Source organism: Bradyrhizobium sp. F1.13.3 (genome assembly GCF_040548265.1).
Classification (GTDB): Bacteria; Pseudomonadota; Alphaproteobacteria; order Rhizobiales; family Xanthobacteraceae; genus Bradyrhizobium.
Window position 1 is genome coordinate 1 of the sequence record NZ_JBEPRI010000039.1, and the last position, 20,160, is coordinate 20,160.

The window sequence follows — 20,160 nt, forward strand, 5'->3', positions numbered from 1 at the left end:
GCGCCGCAATCTGGATTTGTGGGGCCAGGTCGGCGTTGGCGCGATCGCCCTCGGCTGCGTGTCGGCGGCAGCCCTTGGCCAGGTTGCCGTCGGTATACCCTGCGTGATAGGAGGCGCCACTTCGCAAGGGCTGTTGTCGTTCTGGGAAAAACAGCAGTAAGGTCGACGCGCGAGTTTACGCAATGTCACGCTAATTCTGTCTTGCATTCGCGCCTTTTGTTGCGTCAATTATACATGGCGTCGCGCCAATGTCTCGACGCCCTGTCTTGTGGCAAATTCGCGCGTAGCGGCTTTTCCCGGCTTCGTCCCACAATTGTGGGCGAAACGCGCAAGACTCAATTGATCGTGACGGTCGAGTCTCAACTCGACGTGAGCGGAGGCGACTCCACACCTTGTTCGTCGTCGCGACCGCCCTACTAATAACATTTGGGGCTGGACGGTATCAAAGCGAGTCGATCGAATAATGGCCAGCTCCGCCGAATCGACATTGAATCAATCCGCAGCACTTCCTCTCCCGCGTCCGGCCCAACCTGCGCCGTGCCTAGATCGGAATCCTGAACCTCGCTCGCTTGTGAACATTTCGCCGCCTGAGATCGTCAGACGCCATTCTGCCACGTGGTCGGGCTTACACGCGGAGACGGTCCAGATCATGCGGCAAGTACCGTTTGAATACGGATTCCGGGCTCCATGGCATCTGCTCATTGCCGCTGAAGTCGCCGAGCGCGACGACGGCGAGACCTTTGTTGAAGGTCTGCCTCGGTCTACGCTTCGCAACTTCACGCATAAGCTCACCTTTGTTCCTGCCGGGCATGATTTCCGCGGATGGCAGAAACCGCGCGCATTGACGCGTACCACCTATTTCTACATCGATCCGTGCTGGCCACTGGTCGATCCGGCGCTGCGCTTCGAGGAGATCGAATTCAGGCCACGACTGTTCTTTTTCGATAGCGATCTCTGGCAGACCGCTCTCAAGCTGAAGTCCCTGATTGAGAACTCGGACTCGATGCCCCGGCAATACGGGGAAGTGCTTGGCATCGCGTTGACGCATGAAGTCGTTCGCATCAACAATGACGCTGCGCCCCGGGGGCCCACCCATCGCGGCGGCCTTGCGTGCTGGCAGCAAAAGCGGGTGACCGCCTATATCGAGGAGCACGTCGCTGACGACATCCCGCTCGCGACGCTCGCCGGACTGGCGCGCCTGAGCCCGTTCCATTTCTGCCGGTCGTTCAAGGACGCCTTCGGAATGCCGCCGCGCAGATATCATGCGAACCGCCGAATCGAACGGGCCAAGCAGCTATTAACGAACCGCGAACTGTCCGTCATGGCCATCGCACTTGAGGTCGGCTTCAGGGATACGAGCACATTCACCGCTGCATTTCACAGGCTGACTGGCCAAACCCCGAGCCGTTACCGTCGCAATCTCGGCTAAAGCGATCCCAGATAACCGCTGGTTTCCACCCCGACGGCCTGGCGACCTCGATTCAGAACTGAGATCAGTGATGCAGGGCGTCCGCTCCGACGTATCCATCGAAGCGGCTCCCGAATGCCGTGGCAGTGCGCCTGCTGCCGACCTCATTGGGCGGGCGCGCCGGCGGCCGCTCGGTGGTCGTTTGCCGTTCGCTCGTGCGCGAGCCGCGCAAGGGCGGTGTGCAGAAGGGCAGCAAGGATGGCGCCAACGATCGGGGCCGTCAGGTACAGCCAGGCATCGTTGAAATTGCCGGTCGCGACCATCGGACCCAGAGCCCGCGCCGGGTTAAAGGGAGCGCCCGTCAGGGCACCGCCCATGATAATGTTGAAGGTCAGGGTCATGCCGATAGCCACCGGCGCGAGGCTGCCGGCGCGGCCTGCAACCGCGGTGCTGAGGACGACCGTGACCAGGAAAAAGCCAAGCAATGCCTCGATCATGAAGCCCGCCTCCGGTGTGATCGTAACGGTCGCGGCACCTAAAGCGAGGTTATGCGCGAGTGCCGGTATGCCGAGGCCAGTTGCGGCGCCGCCCAGAACGGTCCGCAGCATGAGCGCGCCGGCGACACCGCCGATGAGCTGGCTGATGATATAGGAAAGTGCCTCACCGATCCTCATCGCGCCGGCGGCGAGCACGCCCACGGTGACGGCGGGGTTGAAATGCCCGCCCGATACCGGGCCATAGGCGAAGGCAAGAGCCATGATGGCTAGGCCGTGGGCGAAGGCAACCGCGGTGATGCCGTTAAGGCCGGCCCCGCCGCCGATCACAGCCGCGGCGCCGGCGCCGATGAACACGAATGCGAAAGTGCCGATGAACTCGGCGAGGAGTTTTGGTGCAATCCGGTCGGACATTGGTTCTCTCCAGAGATGATATTCACTGTTTGGCGCGATCAGCTTCGCGCCAAGGGACGATGCGCCGGTTCGAAGAGCCGGCGGCACGGCAGGACGGGCCGCCGGCCTGCGAAGCGGGAGGCGCTACTCCGCGGCAACCACCTGCGGCTTGAAATCGATGCCGATCGCCTTAGCGATGCCGACGCCGTATTCGGGATCCGCCCTGTAGCAGTGGGCGATCTGCCGCTTGACGATCTCGACCGGCACCCCTTGCATCGCTGCCTTGTAGTTCTGGAACAGCTGCTGCTTCTGGTCGGTGCTCATCAACCGGAACAGGTCGCCAGGCTGCCGATAGTCGTCATTGCCGTCGCGGTGATTGTAGCGGTCGGCTGCGCCCGAGATTGGAAGCGGCGGCTCGCGGAAGCGCTCGTCCTGTAGCGGGCCGTTGAACGAGTTCGGCTCGTAATAGGCGTCGGGATTCGGGTTTCCTGCGAGCCTCATGGCACCATCGACGTTGTAGGTGTGAACCGGGCAGCGCGGTTTGTTGACGGGAAGCTGATCCGCATTGATGCCGATGCGATAGCGGTGCGCGTCTGCGTAGGAGAAAATTCGGGCCTGCAGCATCTTGTCGGGCGAGTGGCTGATGCCGGGCACAATATTGGCGGGCGACAGCGCGGCCTGCTCGACTTCGGCGAAATAGTTCTCCGGATTGCGGTTGAGCTCAAGCACGCCGACCTCGATCAGTGGGTAGTCCTTGTGTGGCCATACTTTGGTGAGGTCGAACGGGTTGTACCAGTGCTTGCCGACATCGCTCTCCGGCATGATCTGCACCGAGAATTTCCATTTCGGGAAATCGCCGCTCTCGATCGAATCGAAGAGATCGCGCTGATGGGTCTCGCGATCCTGCGCGACCCTCTCAGCGGCTTCTGCATTGGTCCAGTTCTTGATGCCCTGCATGGTCTTGAAGTGAAACTTGACCCATTGACGCTCATTTTTAGCGTTGATGAACGAGTAGGTGTGCGAGCCAAAACCGTCGACGTTGCGATAGCTCTGCGGCAGGCCCCGGTCCGACATCAGGATGGTGACCTGATGCAGGCTCTCCGGCGACAGCGACCAGAAATCCCACATCGCGGTCGGCGAGCGCATGTTGGTTCTCGGGTGCCTCTTCTGGGTATGAATGAAGTCAGGAAACTTCAGCGCGTCGCGCACAAAGAAGACCGGCGTATTGTTGCCAACCATGTCCCAGTTGCCTTCCTCGGTATAGAAGCGCAGCGCGAAGCCCCGGACATCGCGCTCGGCATCGGCGGCGCCGCGCTCGCCCGCCACCGTCGAAAAGCGGATGAAAGCTTCGGTCTTCTTGCCCTTCTGAAGCACCTTGGCCTTGGTGTATCTCGTGATGTCCTGCGTGATGGTCAGCGTGCCAAATGCGCCCGAGCCCTTGGCGTGTTGGCTCCGCTCGGGAATGCGCTCGCGGTTCTGATGGGCAAGCTTTTCGAACAGAATGAAGTCCTGCATCAGCACCGGGCCGAGCGGGCCCGCCGTGACGCTGTTCTGGTTGTCGGAGACCGGCATGCCGCTGTCGGTGGTCAGTGTGGGGCGTTTGGCCACGGATTGCTCCTGTGTTGCAAGAAATTATGATCCCGGCAGCGCTGCTCATGTTTTCGCAACGTCGTCTCGCAGGATTGCTGCTGCGAGACCGGGCGTGAATTGAAATGTATGCATCCGCTTCGCAATGAGTTTGGCTCGATTGCTGCAATTGCCGCGGCTTTGCGCTAATCTCCGAAAGCGGAAGTTGTTCAGCTGGCGCGGTCCAGCGATGGAGCGCAAGCTAGAGCCGTGGTCACGCGTATTTGTGGTCACGCGAAGCGTCGGCTCACAAACTCGTGTCGGGTCGACATGCGTTCTGGAATGTTGCTGCTAATCAGCGCCAATTTGTTCGGCCGGGTGACAGCTCTCGCAGATTGCAAAAGGCCTTCTCATAAGCGCTCTGCGGCCAAGCGTAAATACCCGGAGAACGGGCGCGGCAATGACACGAGCTTCCATTCGATGGACAGGACACCTCGGGGCCCGCCGGTCGGGATTACCCCGACCCATTCTGCGCTGATGCCATTGCCATCGGCCGCTCCGATTACTGCCTTCGAAATTTCCCATTAGCTATTCAGAGCCGCGCGACCACATGAGGTCCGGGGCGAAAAGTTCGACACGCGCAAGTTCCACATTCGACTTTCGCGTACGTTTCCAGACATCCGTTCAGCCGCTGCGGTCGCCGAACACTCAAGCGTGATGAGCATGGTGCTCGTTCCTTCCTACATCGGGAAATGAGGCGCTTGGCTTGCCTTCACGGCAGACGAAACCATTACCGCGAAAGCGGGCTAGAACTCGCGAAATCTTACGACAGATGGGTCTTGCATGCAGTGCTGACTGCTCCGGCCGACCGAAGCTGTCGTCAAGCCTGACGCCGCAGACAGGTTTGGCCATAGCGCAGGGGCACAGGATAGGAGCAGCTGATGCGGGATCACGACGTGCAACCGTCAATGCTGACGCGACGGGGCGTGCTGGGCGGGATGGGAATCGCGAGCCTAGCGCTCCTGTCTGCGCCAGCATTAGCGCAAGGGACGGTCGATCTAGATGTGCCGGGCGGCCCAAGTATGCGGATGGTCACCACATCCTATCCGCAAAAAGGCCGAATGATCCTGCAGCGTTCGAGCCCGCCATGGCTTGAGACGCCCTTCGAAGTCTTCGACCAGGGTGTGTTCACCCCAAATAACCAGCATTATGTAAGCTGGCATTGGGCGAACTTTCCAGCCGAGATCGATGTGGATAGCTTTCGTCTGAAGGTGCGCGGCCAAGTCAATCACATCCTCTCGCTTTCGCTCACGGATGTTTTACAGGGGTTCCCGAGATTCGACATCTCCGCAGTCAACCAATGCGCTGGCAATTCGCGCCTATACGCCGTCCCGCGCGTCGCCGGCGCTCAATGGGGAGATGGTTCGATGAGCAACGCGATCTGGACGGGGGTGCGTCTCAGGGATGTGCTTGACCGGGCGGGTGTAAACGCTGGCGCAGTTCAGGTCCGCTTCGGCGGCCTGGACGAGCCGGCGATCGAGGGTGCACCGAAGTTTCTGAAGTCGCTCACCATCGATCACGCTCGCGACGGCGAGGTGATGATCGCTTTCGCCATGAACGGCGAGCAACTTCCCCTGCTGAACGGATTTCCGCTGCGGCTCGTTGTGCCCGGCTGGTGCGGTGTTTACTGGGTCAAGATGCTGAACGACATCGAAGTTCTGGATCACCCGGACATCAATTACTGGACGGCGACGGCCTACCGCGTGCCGGACACGCCGTACAATACTGTTAAGCCCGGCGAAACCGGATTCAAGATGGTGCCGGTGACCCGCAACGCTCCCCGGTCGTTCATCACCAATATTGGTAACGGCGACAGCGTGCCGGCGGCGACGCCAGCTTTGGCACGGGGCATCGCCTTCGGCGGCGATTGCGGTGTTGCCCGCGTCGATCTGTCCATTGATGGCGGCAAGAGCTGGCAGCCGGCCCAGCTCGGTGCTGACCATGGCACATACGGCTTTCGGCAATGGCAGACGCAATTCACCTTGCCGGCGGGCGGCGCGCACACCCTGATGGTTCGTTGCACCAATAGCAAGAACGTGGCGCAGCCCGGTTTCCGGATCTGGAATCCGGCCGGCTACATGTTCAATACCATTGAAACGACCCATGTGGTCGCGGCCAAAGGATGACCTGAGAATGTTACGCGCTGTTTTGCCGATAGTCACCGTTCTCGGTTTCGCTCTTTTGGCGTATCCTGGTGAAGCCGCAAGCATCACCACGTTGAAGTCGCTGAAGCTGGATGTCCCCACCAGCGACACGATGTTCCCCGCCGGTCCGGAATCGGATGCGATCAACAACAACTGTCTCGCCTGCCACTCGGCTGACCACGTGTTGAACCAACCGTCGCTCTCCAGGGAGGCCTGGCAAGAAGTCGTCAACAAGATGATCACAGCCTACAAGGCTCCTGTCAGCCCTGACGACGCCAAAGCTATCGTGGACTACCTGGTTCGCACCAAGGGCACTTCATAGGTATGTACGCAAGCTGCCCGCGACAGCATCCCTCGCGGCGGTAAACTTCATGAACTGAGTAAACGCGCATGACAAAATTTGAAATTGGCGTTGGAATGTTGGCAACGGTCGTCTGCTTTGCAGCCGGGGCGCAGACCATCAACGTGACGATCCTTGATCAAGCCGGAGCGCACACGGTGCTGCAGGCGGGAAGGGAGAACGCAGAGCAGCGGAATGCGCCCTCGGCGATCGCGGTGGTTGATCCTGCCGGCGATCTGCTTGCTTTCCAGCGGATGGATGATGTCCGCCCGGCAAGCGTGAACCTTGCCATCGAGAAGGCACGAACGGCGGCGCGGCTACAGAGGTCGACCGCAGAGATTGAAGACAACATAAATCAGGGCCGCACGGCGTTCGTCACTGCCGGCATCCCGGTGCTGCGCGGCGGCATGCCAATCCGTATCAACGGTGCAGTCGTGGGCGCAGTAGGTATTGCGGGCTTGAGTAAGGAGACTGACGCCGAGATTGCGAACACCGCCGCGGCGGCGCTGAGCCCTTCACCTATGACGGGTCAGCGTAGGTGATTGGAACGACTGTTCTTGTGGGCATGTCCATGCGCCATCTATATGGCCGTGACGAGCTGGTGCGGCAGGAACGAGCAGCGTCGGCGTAGCGCGCTACTGCCCCTTTGGCGGAAGTGGTCGGCTTTGAGAGGAGGCGCCTAAACCTTCGTATCGTTCCGTCACCCATCTAGATGCCGGACGAATATCTGCGTTCAATTGAGCTGCTGATCGTGATCGTCTTAGGCTGCGTGCGTCGGAAAAGCGAACAGGTTCATCAAGTGCGACGATGAAAATAGGGTGATCGACGAACAGCTGAGATAAAACCGAGAGGAGAGTACAATGCCCAACTGCTCCGAAAGTCTTAGATCTGCCAGTGCCGCGCAATGCGCAGTTTGTGATGGCAAGTTTGGTCTCATTCGGCACTACTCGTGGCGAACGCCTCTTTGTTCCCAGAAGTGCGTCGATCGCTTCAGAGCTCGCAGGGAAAGTGACCGCAATTGGGTGGGTTGGCTCCAGATCACCTTCAACCAGCTGCCAGAGAACCGCGCGAGGGCTTTGTGATGGTCCAGATCTCGCAACGAGGCAAGGCATATTTAGAGACAGCACGGACTTTGCTCCGCGCAGCCCAAACCATGACCGACTCAGCGATTGCGGGTCAGCTTAAGGCCCTTGCCGAGGACTACGAGCGGCGAGCTGAGCGAGCTTCGCAAGTTGATGCAGCCAAAGCACTATCCCCATCGTCTGCTGGCGCTGAACGCGAATGGCGTGCATGACCTGGTGGGCAGCTTCAAACATGTTTCCCGAATTCTGTACCATTGAATGGCTGAACCTGCGCCCCGGCTCCAAGGAGCTAGAGGCATTCAACGTCGAGCGCGTGCGCGGCTATCTCGAGTGCAATCTCGGCTGCAAGAAGAAGGAAGTGATCCACGCGCTCGGCCTGCATCCGCGCACCGTGGCCAAGGCCATCAAGATCATCCGGGCAAATGCCGATCGCAGCGATGGGGCTCTCCAGTCGTGATCAAGATCATCGCCGTGCTCTGCAATCTCTCCTCTCCGGCAAATTGCCACGAGCAGACCGTCACCACCTCGGATTTTGCTGACGTTTCGATGCAGTCCTGCCTCATGGGCGCGCCGCAGCTTGCTGACTGGATGAAGCTGCATCCGTCAGAACGCCTGGCGGGCTGGCGCTGCGTGATCGGCAAACAGGATGGCAGGGGAGCTTAGGGTGGAAAGCCACTTCCCCGGATGCGTTGAACCGCCTAACGCAAAGGCAGCGATACTGACGGGACCGCTCGACAATCGGCGAGTCCTGCCGATCGAGTAAGTTTTTGTTTGCGGGCATGGGTCCGGAAGCAGGGCCGAGATGCCAGAAGCCTAACGGACCGGAACGAACCGGAAAGAGTTGCCGCTGGATGGCGCCACTGTTTGCTGCAAATTTCGAACGGACAATCCGCAGCTGCGAGCTTTCGCCGCTGCATGGCCGCTCTTGCCTGCTGGTGTGCCAAGGCGCTAACCTTGCCGCTCCTGGCATCTTCGATGTGCGGCGATGATCGAACGGTGGACGGGGAGCGCGGTGGTTGCGATCGGTTTGCTCGTTACGTCCCGCCCTGGCGTCGCGCAAGACGACCTCGGCGGCGCGCCTGCCAGCATGTCCCTCCAAGTGACGACCAATCCTTCCTCTGTCGAATGCCGCAAGCTCGAGACGGCCAATCCCGCCTCGCTTGTGTTTCTGCCGCTGCGGCTGACCTTCAACGATGACTTTGACGAGCATCCGTTGTCGCAAGGACGCTGGCTGCCGCATTACGCGGGCGGCGCAACATGGCCGGAAGCCCGTTTGCTGGCCGTGCGACGGCGTCGCTTGGGCTCGATCCGTTCAGGGTGAAGAACGGCGTATTGTCGATCGTCGCAACCCGCACGCCATCGGAGCTGAAGGCCGAGCTATTCAACAACGAATACATCTCGGGCGTCCTGACGACCCAAGGCACCTTCTCGCAGAAGCACGGCTATTTCAAAATCCGCGCCAAGCTTCCGCTCGGTCATGCGGTGTGGCCGACCTTCTGGATGCTGGCGGACGACGGCGGTTGGCCGCCCGAGGTCGACGTGCTGGAAGCTGGAGGCGAGCGGCCGGGGGATCTGGTGATGACGACGCATTGGCGGATTCCAGCGAGCGGCAAGATCCAGTCCTTGCGGCTTCGACTTCGGCGTGTCGGACGGGTCGGACGGATTCCACAATTGCGGAGTGCCGTCGGAGCCGGATCGCCTGGTCTATTTCATCGACCGCAGGCCGGTCTCCGATATCAAGGTTCCGATCGGATTCGACGATCCCATGTACATGATCGTCAATCTCGCGATCGTATCGAAATGCTTTCTCGGCGTTGGGCCGGTCGATGCCGAAACGCGAGACCGTCGCGTTCGAGACCGACCGGATTTCCGCCTATCAGATCGATACGGACCAGGCGCAGAGGTGATGATGTCAGCTACCGTCTCGCGCCGCTCCTTTGCGAGGCTCGCCAGCCTTGCTGCGTTCGGCCTGACCACGCGCGCCGACGCCGCCGAGGTCGAGACGCCTCCGCTCGCCGAGCGCCATGCGCCCGCTCGCTTCCCGAAGGATTTTCTGTGGGGTACGGCGACCTCGTCCTACCAGATCGAGGGCGCCGTTGACGAGGACGGCCGCGGCAAGTCCATCTGGGACATTTTCAGCGACACGCCGGGCAAGATCGGAGACGGATCCAGCGGCGATCGCGCCAATGAGTACTATCGTCGCGACAAGGGGGAGTCCGGCTGATCAAGGCGCTCGGCGTCAAGGCCTACCACTTCTCGATCGCAAGGACGCGCGTGCTTCCGGATGGGACCGGCCGGCCCAATCTCACCGGACTGGATTTCTACAACCGTCTTGTCGAGGTGTTGGTTGCGAACGGGATCGAGCCCTACGCCACGCTCTACCATTGGGACCTGCCACAGGCGCTCGAGGACCGCGTCGGCGGCTGGCAGTCGAGTGACACGTCAAAGGCCTTCGCGGACTATGCCGCCTGTGTCGCGGAACGCCTGACCGATCGCGTGAGTAACGTCTTCATCGTGAACGAGGTCGGGCGCTTCGTGAATCTTGGCTATGGCTGGGGCATCGATGTGCCCGGCCTCAAGCTGCCGACGGCGCAGCTCAATCAGGCCCGCCACCATGTACCGTTCTCGCATGGGCTCGCGCTGCAGGCAATCCGCGCCTCGGGGCGCGCCGGCACACGGGTGGGCCCGGCCGAGAACATCGCGGCCTACGTGCCAGCGATCGCGACGCCGGAGAAACATCCGTGCTGCGGAGATTGCGACGCGTGAGCTCAACGCGGGATATCTCGGCGTGGTGCTGGAAGGCAAATATCGGATGCGGTTTCTGGCTTATGCCGGCGCCGACGCGCCGACGTTTACGCCAGAGGAGCTGAAGATCATCGGCGCTCCGAGGGATTTTGTCGGACTCTCGCCGCGGCGGTGCGTGATCGCCAGCTTCGAGCAAAGAATGTGAGACGATTAGGCGACACGGAATTCCTGCAAATCAGCCATGGAATAAATTCTTGTTTAATAGTCAAGTTCATCCGAGCAGCTATTCTTTTCTATGTCTCAGGTGTCGCATACGTTGCAAATACCACAGCGCTGATGGTGGGCAGCCTGCAGTCGGGCCCTTCCATGCAACTGCTCGTCGATCCAACAATGAACCTTGATCCGATCCGCAAAACGAGTCTCGCCACGTTGCGTATCAATTTCGAGCCGTGACGATAGAGACATGCCAGGAGAAGCCGGGCCGATGCATCGCAGCAAGAATACCCACCTTCGGCTGGCGGATCGTCCCGCCGATTACGAGAGACTTGACCTCTCCCCCCTTGACGTAGCGGAGTTTGAGGACGGGCAACGCATCGGTACGCAAAAGGGCCGCTATGAATGGTGGTACTTCGATGCTCATCTCGATGATGGTGCGACCGTTGTCGTGGTCTTCTATACAAAGCCGAATGTCAGCCCGAACGGTCCACTCGCGCCAAGGATCACCATCAACCTCACTTTGCCTGACGGCCGCAGCTTCGTGAAGCTTCTCGATACCAGGCCGGAGCTGTTTCAGGCATCGAAGTCCGGCTGCGATGTCAAGATCGGGACGAACCACTTCGTCGGAGATCTCAAGCGCTTCCATATCACGGCAACCATCGAGGAGATATCGGTCGACATCGAATTGACAGCAGACGTGCCCGCCTGGCGTCCCAAGTCCGGTCATCTCTATTTTGGTACCGATCGGCGAGAAAAGCTGTTTGCCTGGCTTCCCTCAGTGCCTCACGGACTGGCAAACGTCCGTTACACGATCGGTCCCGAAGAACACCGCGCCTCCGGCAGCGGATATCACGATCACAATTGGGGCGACGTCCCCATGCAGACGCTCATGCACAACTGGTACTGGGCACGTGGCAGCGTCGGTCCCTACACGGTTATCGCATCCTACATCACGGCTACCGCCGCGTACGGTTATGAAACGCAGATCGTTTACATGCTGGCCCGCGACGGCAAAATCATGGCTGACGACGATGCGAACGTATCTTTCGAGGCGGATCGGGTCGCGATCGACGGCAAGACCGGAAAGCCGGTAGCGGATATCACGCGCTACACCTACCATGACGCCGACACGCGCTATGTCGTCTCATTCGAGCGCGAGAAGACCATTCTGCAAGCCGTCCTCACCGACCGCGCGCCGCTCTTCAAGCGGATCATTGCCCGACTGATCGGCTTTGACGGCGCCTATCACCGCTTCACTGGCCAGGTCACGATCGAGAAGTTCGAGCGAGGAGTGCCCATGGAGCGCTTCGAAGATCGCGCTATCTGGGAATTGATGTATTTCGGGAAGGCGCGACCCCAGCGCGTATCGAGCTAAAAACGGACGAGAACGTCGCATTTGAGAGACGCCATCGACCTCCTGCCGGCATCTGGATGGGACTCTCGGTCATGCTCCCGTGGGTAGCAAAAATGCTCCGCAATGGGAAGCTGACTGGCGGTTGAGTGTCGACTGCGCGCGTATTCAAAGAAAAGCGACCGCGAAACTTGATGCCGATTAGCTGCCCGAATGGCCACGCTGATAGCGTTTCGTTCGAAAGATTAGAGCGGGCGATCGCCTCCATGCCGCGTTTTTGAGCTCGCCTTGCCGGTTCAACGCTAATTTAAGGTCCTAAAGACCAATTTAATCGTCCTTCCGCGCACCCGTCTTATTTTCTGGTTAGCGCTCGCGTGCTCGATGATCCAGTTCGAGTGGGAGGGCACCGGTGTTGTAGGACGGGGCGTCAGTTCAGTTGCGGCTGCGGTTTCAGTTCCGGCGCGAGTGCGCGAGAGCCGAGTTGGGACCGTGGAGCGAGAGGTCGCGGCCCCGCCCTTTGCGCGCTGCCTGTAGGAAACGGACCACGGCCCAAGCCAATGCGAGGAGCCCGGGCCCCATTAGAAGGAGGTTATGATGCAAGTCGGAGACGTGTTGCGCAAGAAAGCCTCTCGCGTTGTTACGGTTAGAATGAACGAAACTGTCGCCATTGCCGCGCAATTGATGCGCGCTAACAAGATAAGCGCGCTGGTGGTTAAGGATGTTGTCCGAACCTCGCAGATCACGGCTCGGCCGGTCTCGATTGAAGATTTCGAAGCTGATTTCGCTGCAACTGGTCTGTTGCAGTTTGAGCGATACGACCGAGCACATTCGTCATCTCATGAACGAGAACCACATGCGCCATCTGCCTGTTATCGACCATTATAGCTTGATCGGCGTCATCAGCATTAGCGACATCACTCGACAACGAGCACCGACCAGATGCGATGCATCGTTCGATCGCAACAGTCCAGCTGGCCGATCCGAAACGTAGGTATGCTCTTCCCAACCGAATGTAACAAACGGATCAACCTCCGTGCAATGGTCCGATCCATCGCGCTATCATACGCTCGGGCCCATAAATTGGATAGCCGGCGTACTGAAACGGCCATACGTAAAAACGAGGAAACGAATCATGGGCCGGATGTTCGACAATGTCGGACGTTTGATTGTCCGGTTGCAGAAGCCGGCCGATATCTGTGAACCTTTCACACCGAAAGATTATAAGGCATTACGTGACACCTTGCGACCCGGTGACGTTTTACTGGTCGCCGGCAAAGGTCGCATTTCGGGCAGCATCAAATATATCACTCAATCGACCTGGTCGCATTCGGCCTTGTACGTCGGACCGAGGGCCGGCGCCACAACAGGCAGCGAGCCCCACGCCTTGATCGAAGCCAATATCAACGAAGGTGTGGTGTCGGCACCCCTGTCGAAATATCTGCATTGCGAAACTCGAATCTGTCGACCGGTGGGCTTGAGCGATGCGGACTGCGAAACGGTCTGCCGTTACGCCTGCGAGCGGATTGGTCTCAGCTACGATTTCAAGAACGTGATTGACCTGATGCGCTATCTATTCCCATGGCCGCTTGCGCGTCGCCGGCGGCACCGAACGATTCCACTCGGCTCCCGGGATGCCAGTCGCATCATCTGTTCGTCGCTGATTGCCCAAGCATTCGACGCCGTGCGGTACCCGATTCTGCCCAAGATAACGCGTGTCGATAGCCAGACGGCGCCGTGCGAAGTCGCCGAGATCCGTCACCCGTCACTTTATGCGCCGCGCGACTTCGATATTTCGCCCTACTTCATGGTTGTGAAGCCGAGCCTCGCGCGCGGCTTCAACTATAAAGACATGCAATGGGCCGACGTTCCCCAAGACCACACAACACAGGCGAAGCACGCTCCAAAGATCGATGGTGCGATCGGGGAGGGAGCTTACGTCTGAATTCCGGGATGAGGCACCGGCTTGCGCATCGCTCAAGCCGCTCCTTGGTCAACAGTTTGTTGTAAATCGACACCGCGGGAGATGGTCCTTGCGAGAAGGAGCGCTAAGCGCGAACCTCCCCGACACCGCCGCACTGAAAAATCAATCGGCTGGCGCGAAGCGACAAATTCTCGACTCCGGACTAAACCCGAATTCAATTGTGCGCCGAGAGCACGCGCCTATGTCATAAATGTCTAGATTTCACTCTGGCAACAGGACCGACAAATAATGTTCTCGAGGCGTGACATGCTGGCCGCGACGGCCGTAGGTGGGGTGGTAACGGCAGCGACAATGACGACTGCGAATGCCGCTCCGGTGAAGAGCGATATCAGTTTCGGCAATCCGAACGATCCGCCACAGGGTGCGGTCAACGCCAAGAACCCAAGGAGCATCAGCGATCCCGGCCCGCAGAATCCGGCGATCAGGGATCAGTTTCCGGGGGCATTCTCCCCACCGGCGACCGACGTCGGCAGCATGCCGCTGAGCTGGGCGTCGTTCAACAACGCGCCGCGGCGCATCCAGAATGGCGGCTGGGCCCGCCAGGTGACGCAGGACTCCTTTGCGGTGGCGGACACCATCTCCGGCGTCAACATGCGGCTGACTTCCGGCGGCATCCGGGAGATGCACTGGCATCAATTTGCCGAGTGGGCCTACATGACCTACGGCACCTGCCGGATCACTACTCTCGACGAATTGGGCCGACCTTACATCGCCGACGTGAAAGAGGGCGACCTCTGGTATTTCCCTGCCGGCCTGCCGCATTCGCTCCAGGGGCTCGGCCCGGATGGCTGCGAGTTTCTGATTTGTTTCGATGAAGGCAAGGCCTCCGAGTTTACCACTCTTCTGATGTCGGAATGGTTCACACACACGCCACCGGATATCCTTGGTCAAAATTTCGGCGTTCCCGTCGAGACGTTCAAGGATATTCCGTTGCGCGACCTCTACATCTTCCAAGGCGAGTTACCCGGCGATCTCGCCGCGGATCGCGCAGCAGTGAGTGGAAAGGGCGCGCCGCCGCATCCCTTCACCTTCTCGCTCGGATCGGGAACTCCGGCACGCGAGACCAAGGGGGGCACGGTGCATATTGCCGACAGCCGCAACTTCACCGTTTCCACCACGGTCGCCGCCGCACTGGTCACGGTACGTCCCGGCGGCTTGCGGGAGATGCACTGGCACCCCAACGCCGACGAATGGCAGTACTGGATCAAGGGCAAAGGCCAAATGACGGTCTTCAACACCGGCCCGAACGCTGTCACCATGGACTTCAATGCGGGCGACATCGGCTACGTCAAGAAGAACCTCGGACATTATGTCAAGAACACCGGTGATACCGACTTGCAGTTCCTGGAGGTGTTCAGAGCTCCCTATTTCGCGGATGTCTCCCTGTCCGACTGGATTGCTCGGACGCCACCGGCGATGGTTGCCCAGCACCTCAACGTGAGCGAGGCTACGATCGCAAAATTCCCCAAGGACAAGCCGGAAGTCATGCCCGTCTGATCAGATTATGGATCCCTGTGGCTTCGCAGAAAGCCACAGGGCCTCTACCCTCGCACGCTCGGCGAAGCGCATCTGGCGGCCGCCCCCTTATGGAGCCGTAAATAAGTGGCGCAATCATCCGTCAAATACATGATCGAATTTAAGTAAGGTGGACCGGCCTCGTCATGACGTTCCTCTAGGGGCCTGTCCCTATAATGGACTTGGTTAAGCGAAGCGGATTCTGAAGCGTTGTTTTGGGGAGACAGGTTCTCCTCAGCGTGCGGCGGCGAGTTTTGCGAGGTTGTGGGCGATGCAGATCATGGCCTATTCGGCCTTGACCTTGTCGATGTTGCGCAGGAGGAACTGGCGCAAGCCTCTTGCCTGCTTGATCTGACCGAAGACGGGCTCGACGATCTGTTTTCGCAACCGATATCGGCTTCAAAAGCCTTTGAGCTTTGTGCTCATTCTGGCGACGAGCGTGCCGGATTTTGAGCGATATTTTTTGCCGTGGCCGCCTTGCTGCCGTGCTTTTGCCGTCGGTGGCGTAGTCCTCGATCCGGCGTCCCCTGAGCGTGCGAAGATTGGCTTACGAGCAATAGCCTGCATCGGCCGACGCTTCATCCGCGTTCTCCCGAGATTGGCTTTGATGGCATCGAGCAATGGCGCAAGCTGAGCCTGATGGCTTCCGGCGCTGGATGCGCTCTAGCGCCGGTCGAGGATTGGCGCGGGCCGGCCCAGAGCCAAGCGATAACTGCCTGGCCTTCGCCTTTTACCGGCCCTTCTCCCGACGTGACGTCTACGTCTCGACGCGCTTCCTGATCAACGGCGAGAAGGATCAGGCCGCCGGACTGGTCGTTCGGTTCAGATCGCCCGAAGAACACTAGCCTTACGCGCTGCCGCAATCGAGAACAGCGTCACCTTGTACCGCATCGCCGACGGACGGCGAGATGATCGGAAGCATGGATATCAATGTGTCGGGCGAGGCGCGGCACACACTTGGCGTCTCGGCGAACGGGGACCGCTTCACGGTATTTCGACGGCAAGGAGCTTTTTGTCGCGACGGACAGAAGGTTTCCGGGCCCACCTGGGAAGATCGGCCTCTGGACCCATGCCGACAGCACGCCTCTGTTCGAAACCTTCGAAGTCTGAAGCATCCGCTAGTCTGAAAATCCAGACCAACAAAGGAGAATTACTGTGCGCTACCATTGGCACCTCTTCATTGCCGGCCTTGGACGTTGAACGGGATCTCCGCCCGGCTCATCGTAAGCCACTACGAAACAACTACGGCGGGCCCCCGATCGCTTGAACGCCATTTCCGAGGAGATCGAGCGCCTCGATCTCGGCAGCACTCCCGGCCCGTCTCTTGCCCGGCTGAAGCGCGACGAGATTGTGGCGCTCAACTCGACGCTTCTGCACGAATTGTATTCCGCAAGCCTCGGCGACGACGGACGCATCCTGCCGGAAGGCCTCGCGAGCGCCATCGCAAAGGATTTCGGATCGGTGGTTCGCTGGCGCCAGGAGTTCGTCGGCATCGCGTCCGCGCTCGCCGGTGGCTCGGGCTGGGGTGTTGCTGACCTATGTTCCGCGCGACGGAGTGCTCATCAATCAGACCGCGTCGGAACACAGTCAAAGCATCGCGGCGGGGTGCCGATCCTCGCCCTCGATATGTATGAGCACGCTTTCCACCTGGAACTCGGCGCCAAGGCCGGCGCCTACATCGCCGCCTTCATGCGCAACATCGATTAATCCGCCGTGAAACTGCGATGCGAGGACGCCAGGTCGCGCCTCCGCGGCCGGCGATCAAGGGGCTGGTGAAGCTCTTCGAGTGACTTGGACGAGAGCACAGGGACCCGCCCCAATGCTTCACCCGCAACGCCGCTAGGCGATCATCGCAACCGTGATTCCTTCATCGAAGCTCGTAGTTTTGCCAAGCTGGTGACCCTGCGTTCGGGGGTACCCCAACCATTATCAACACCTGAACCACGCCGAAATCACCTTCCAGGATAATAACTTTGTCCGACGCGGACCATCGAGGCTGACAAGCGTCACTGCGGCGGATCAGTTTTCTAAAGAAATTAGGGACGGCGACATGGATATCCGCGCTCCCGACAAAAGATATGATCCTTACCGCGCTATCTTGGCACATTGGGTGCCGTCGAGGGCATCCACCACTCGGATATGGGTGGGTTTACAACTCGATCCTTCGGCCTATTTCGACCAATGCACTCGAAGGTATCTTGAACCGGTCAATGGCATGGGCGGAATTGCGCGACATGAACGAGAACAATGCGATGCGACATTGTGCTAGGAGATTTCGATGTTTGTGGCTGCTGAAATCCCCTCGCTCGATGTAGTAGCTTGCTTTATCCAGGACTGGCACTCCCTCCTTTTTCGCAAGCGCGAGGACGGCCGGAAGGTTGGGGATTTCGACGAAACCAAAGTGAACAGTAACGTGCCAAAAGCCATCGTCGAGCTGCTCTATGCGGACGCGGTCTTTTGATCGAATGCGAGGAACGTGCTCGAAGCTAACCGTCAGACAAATAACGGTCTCTTGCAGCGATCCGACGCGCTTCACGTAGTTGACCATGATGGGAGGTATAGCTTCCCCAACTCGTGTAAGAAAAACCGCTGTCCCACGAACTCTTGCGACATTATCCTTGCGAAGGCGCGCGAAGAACCTGGCCGGCTGTTGAGATAATGCCACGTTGCGACGACGCGTTGCCTCAACGCCGTAATGCCAAGTCGTCATGATGACGAACAGGAGGAGGCCGAACGTCAGGGGGATCCAGCCGCCATCCAATATCTTCAGGAGGTTCGCCGAGAAGAAGGCGAGATCGATTGCCAACAAGATGCTTGTGATGGTGGCTGCTTGCCAGAGGGTCCACTGCCACCGATTGCGCATTACATGATAGAGCAACGCTGTCGTCAAGATCATGGTGGTGGATACGGCGGTCCCATAAGCTCCGGCAAGGCGTTCAGAGCTTCCGAATCCCGCGGTCAGTCCGACCGTAAACGCCATCATGGTCCAGTTGACGAATGGTATGTAGATCTGTCCGCGTTCCTCCGCTGAAGTCTGACGGATCCGTACACCCGGAAAATAGCCGAGTTGCATCGCCTGCCTTGTCATCGAGAACGCACCCGTAATGATGGCCTGGCTGGCGATGATGGTAGCGAGCGTTGCGAGCGCGACCAGCGGGTAAACCGACCAGGTGGGCGCCAGCTTGAAGAATGGGTTTGCTTCGAGGTCGGGAACGTCGAGAAAATTTCCGATCTGCCCGGCGTAGTTGAGGACGAGAGCCGGCAGCACCACGCCATACCATGCAGTGCGGATCGAATTTGGCCCGATATGGCCCATGTCGGCGTAAAGCGCTTCACCGCCGGTCAGCGCGAGGAATACGCCGCCCAACAGCGTGAACCCGAGAACCCCGTGCTCCGTCACTAGTCGAACACCATAAACAGGGTTTATCGCAGCCAAAACATGCGGATGATGCACGATTCCAACGAGTCCAAGAATGGCGATTGTGCTAAACCACGTCAACATGATCGGCCCGAAGGTTTTTCCAATGATTCCGGTCCCACGCTTCTGAATCGCAAACAAGCCGACCAAAATGACAAGGGCAAATAGCATCGCGTACGGCTTGAATATGTCTGTTGCGACGTTCAGGCCTTCGACCGCGCTCAGGACCGAGATTGCCGGTGTAAGAATTCCATCGCCATAGATGAGGGCTGCACCAAACAGACCCATGATAATGAGCCACCGATCGCGACCGGCCCAGTGGGCACCGGTCAACGTCATCAGCGCGAGGATCCCGCCTTCACCGTGATTGTCGGCGCGCATGACCAGAAAGCAGTACTTGATCGAAATCGTGATGATCAGCGCCCAAAAGACGAGGGACAGCGAGCCAAGAGCCGCTTCCCGCGTGAATTGATCACCCATGATCTGCATGATAGTCTGCAGGCTGTAGAGAGGGCTGGTCCCCAGGTCTCCGTAGACAATGCCGAGTGCCAGAAGCCCGGCCGATACGGTTGCGGGCCGTGCAAAAATCATTTCAGCGTCCCCGGCAGGATGCGCCGGAGCCTTCAGTACGGAAGCAGCAGATGTCGACATAATATATCCAGAAGCATTGCGCCTGCCGAAGCCGTGAGCGCTAAGGTCACGTGGCCTATCTCACGCAATGTAGGTGTACACTCTCTTCCGACTCATGAAATTGGAGCTTCGGCCGGCTAAATTCGAGTTAAGGAGATCGCATCCTAGAGGCAACGCAAACTCTTACTCGGCTGGCGCGCTGTGTTCCGTCATATCGTTTTGGCCAAGCATCAGTACGATTCCCATGGCTGCCGGCGACCGGTAAACGCGGCTCGTTGGCAGCACAATGCAGCTCTCGAGGCGACGCCAACCGCAACGCCTTACTGAGTCGTCCGTGAACAAGGCTCTAAGCGATTGAGCAGGAGTCAGTTTTCCGGTTGGGGCGGCATTTGAGATTGCAGGGATTGGGGGCTTGAGGCCCCCAAACCTTGCAATTTTCGTTTGTGGATTCCCTTTCGCTGCGGACCATGATTCTGTGGTGCATCGGAGGGGCCGATGCGACCGAAGAAGCACAGGACGACGGGATCGAACGATCTGTTCCGGGCGCGGCTGGACCAGATCATCAATCTGAAGCACGAGCTGGTTCTGCTCGCCGGCAAGATCGATTGGGACTGGATCGACGGCGAGGTCGCGCCGCTCTACAGCGAGAATGGCCGGCCCGGGATCGAGACCCGGTTCATGATCGGGCTGCTGTTGCTCAAGCACACTTACGGGCTGTCCTAAGGGCGTTTGCGAGCGCTGGGTTCACGACCCGTATTTCCAGTTCTTCACCGGGCAAGAGTTCTTTCAGCATGCCTTCCCGCACGAGCGCTCGGAC

The 20,160-nt window shown here is 59.3% G+C and carries 14 protein-coding genes and 4 pseudogenes; 15 read left to right on the plus strand and 3 right to left on the minus strand.

Annotation, left to right across the window (positions count from 1 at the left end; genetic code table 11):
• The first annotated feature begins 649 nt into the window (after positions 1-649).
• Positions 650-1,429, plus strand: coding sequence for a helix-turn-helix domain-containing protein (locus tag ABIB66_RS42480; RefSeq protein ID WP_354211963.1), 780 nt, complete (start codon positions 650-652; stop codon positions 1,427-1,429).
• Between the two features lie 143 nt (positions 1,430-1,572).
• Here the strand turns inward: ABIB66_RS42480 and ABIB66_RS42485 are convergent, their stop codons facing one another.
• Positions 1,573-2,316, minus strand: coding sequence for an MIP/aquaporin family protein (locus ABIB66_RS42485; RefSeq protein WP_129268267.1), 744 nt, complete (start codon positions 2,314-2,316; stop codon positions 1,573-1,575).
• A 123-nt stretch (positions 2,317-2,439) separates the two neighbouring features.
• Positions 2,440-3,903: a catalase gene (locus ABIB66_RS42490; protein ID WP_354211965.1), complete on the minus strand. Its 1,464-nt coding sequence runs from the start codon at positions 3,901-3,903 to the stop codon at positions 2,440-2,442.
• A gap of 899 nt (positions 3,904-4,802) precedes the next feature.
• On the opposite strand from ABIB66_RS42490, the gene ABIB66_RS42495 reads away from it, so the two are divergent.
• The 13 genes and pseudogenes from ABIB66_RS42495 (at position 4,803) to ABIB66_RS42560 (ending at position 17,002) form a co-directional block, all read left to right on the plus strand.
• Positions 4,803-6,047: a molybdopterin-dependent oxidoreductase gene (locus ABIB66_RS42495; RefSeq protein ID WP_354211966.1), complete on the plus strand. Its 1,245-nt coding sequence runs from the start codon at positions 4,803-4,805 to the stop codon at positions 6,045-6,047.
• A 7-nt stretch (positions 6,048-6,054) separates the two neighbouring features.
• Positions 6,055-6,387 (plus strand): c-type cytochrome, encoded by a 333-nt coding sequence (locus ABIB66_RS42500; RefSeq protein WP_129268264.1) that lies wholly within the window; start codon positions 6,055-6,057, stop codon positions 6,385-6,387.
• Positions 6,388-6,455: 68 nt separating this feature from the next.
• Complete coding sequence (locus tag ABIB66_RS42505; RefSeq protein WP_354259895.1) at positions 6,456-6,947, plus strand: GlcG/HbpS family heme-binding protein; 492 nt, start codon at positions 6,456-6,458, stop codon at positions 6,945-6,947.
• Positions 6,948-7,719: 772 nt separating this feature from the next.
• Positions 7,720-7,944 carry a hypothetical protein gene (locus tag ABIB66_RS42510; protein WP_354211969.1) on the plus strand — a complete coding sequence of 75 codons (225 nt, stop codon included), beginning with the start codon at positions 7,720-7,722 and terminating at the stop codon, positions 7,942-7,944.
• Positions 7,941-8,150: a hypothetical protein gene (locus tag ABIB66_RS42515; RefSeq protein ID WP_354211970.1), complete on the plus strand. Its 210-nt coding sequence runs from the start codon at positions 7,941-7,943 to the stop codon at positions 8,148-8,150. The genes ABIB66_RS42510 and ABIB66_RS42515 overlap by 4 nt, the downstream gene beginning before the upstream one ends.
• Positions 8,151-8,472: 322 nt before the next feature.
• A pseudogene (locus tag ABIB66_RS42520) lies at positions 8,473-9,394 on the plus strand (glycoside hydrolase family 16 protein).
• Between the two features lie 2 nt (positions 9,395-9,396).
• Positions 9,397-10,419 (plus strand): annotated as a pseudogene (locus ABIB66_RS42525) (family 1 glycosylhydrolase); the annotation flags it as partial.
• 405 nt (positions 10,420-10,824) lie between these two features.
• Complete coding sequence (locus ABIB66_RS42530) at positions 10,825-11,823, plus strand: hypothetical protein (RefSeq protein WP_502917449.1); 999 nt, start codon at positions 10,825-10,827, stop codon at positions 11,821-11,823.
• A 570-nt stretch (positions 11,824-12,393) separates the two neighbouring features.
• Positions 12,394-12,790: pseudogene (locus ABIB66_RS42535) on the plus strand (CBS domain-containing protein).
• A 141-nt stretch (positions 12,791-12,931) separates the two neighbouring features.
• Complete coding sequence (locus ABIB66_RS42540) at positions 12,932-13,741, plus strand: YiiX/YebB-like N1pC/P60 family cysteine hydrolase (RefSeq protein ID WP_354211973.1); 810 nt, start codon at positions 12,932-12,934, stop codon at positions 13,739-13,741.
• Positions 13,742-14,008: 267 nt separating this feature from the next.
• Positions 14,009-15,277, plus strand: a complete 1,269-nt coding sequence (locus tag ABIB66_RS42545) for a cupin domain-containing protein (protein ID WP_354211975.1) — start codon at positions 14,009-14,011, stop codon at positions 15,275-15,277.
• A 282-nt stretch (positions 15,278-15,559) separates the two neighbouring features.
• Positions 15,560-15,748 (plus strand): hypothetical protein, encoded by a 189-nt coding sequence (locus tag ABIB66_RS43805; protein WP_245502113.1) that lies wholly within the window; start codon positions 15,560-15,562, stop codon positions 15,746-15,748.
• Positions 15,749-16,558: 810 nt separating this feature from the next.
• Positions 16,559-17,002 carry a Fe-Mn family superoxide dismutase gene (locus ABIB66_RS42560; protein ID WP_354211980.1) on the plus strand — a complete coding sequence of 148 codons (444 nt, stop codon included), beginning with the start codon at positions 16,559-16,561 and terminating at the stop codon, positions 17,000-17,002.
• Positions 17,003-17,444: 442 nt separating this feature from the next.
• Here ABIB66_RS42560 and ABIB66_RS42565 read toward each other — a convergent pair whose 3' ends face one another.
• Positions 17,445-19,364 (minus strand): potassium transporter Kup, encoded by a 1,920-nt coding sequence (locus ABIB66_RS42565; protein WP_354259898.1) that lies wholly within the window; start codon positions 19,362-19,364, stop codon positions 17,445-17,447.
• A gap of 474 nt (positions 19,365-19,838) precedes the next feature.
• On the opposite strand from ABIB66_RS42565, the pseudogene ABIB66_RS42570 reads away from it, so the two are divergent.
• Positions 19,839-20,160 (plus strand): annotated as a pseudogene (locus ABIB66_RS42570) (transposase); the annotation flags it as partial.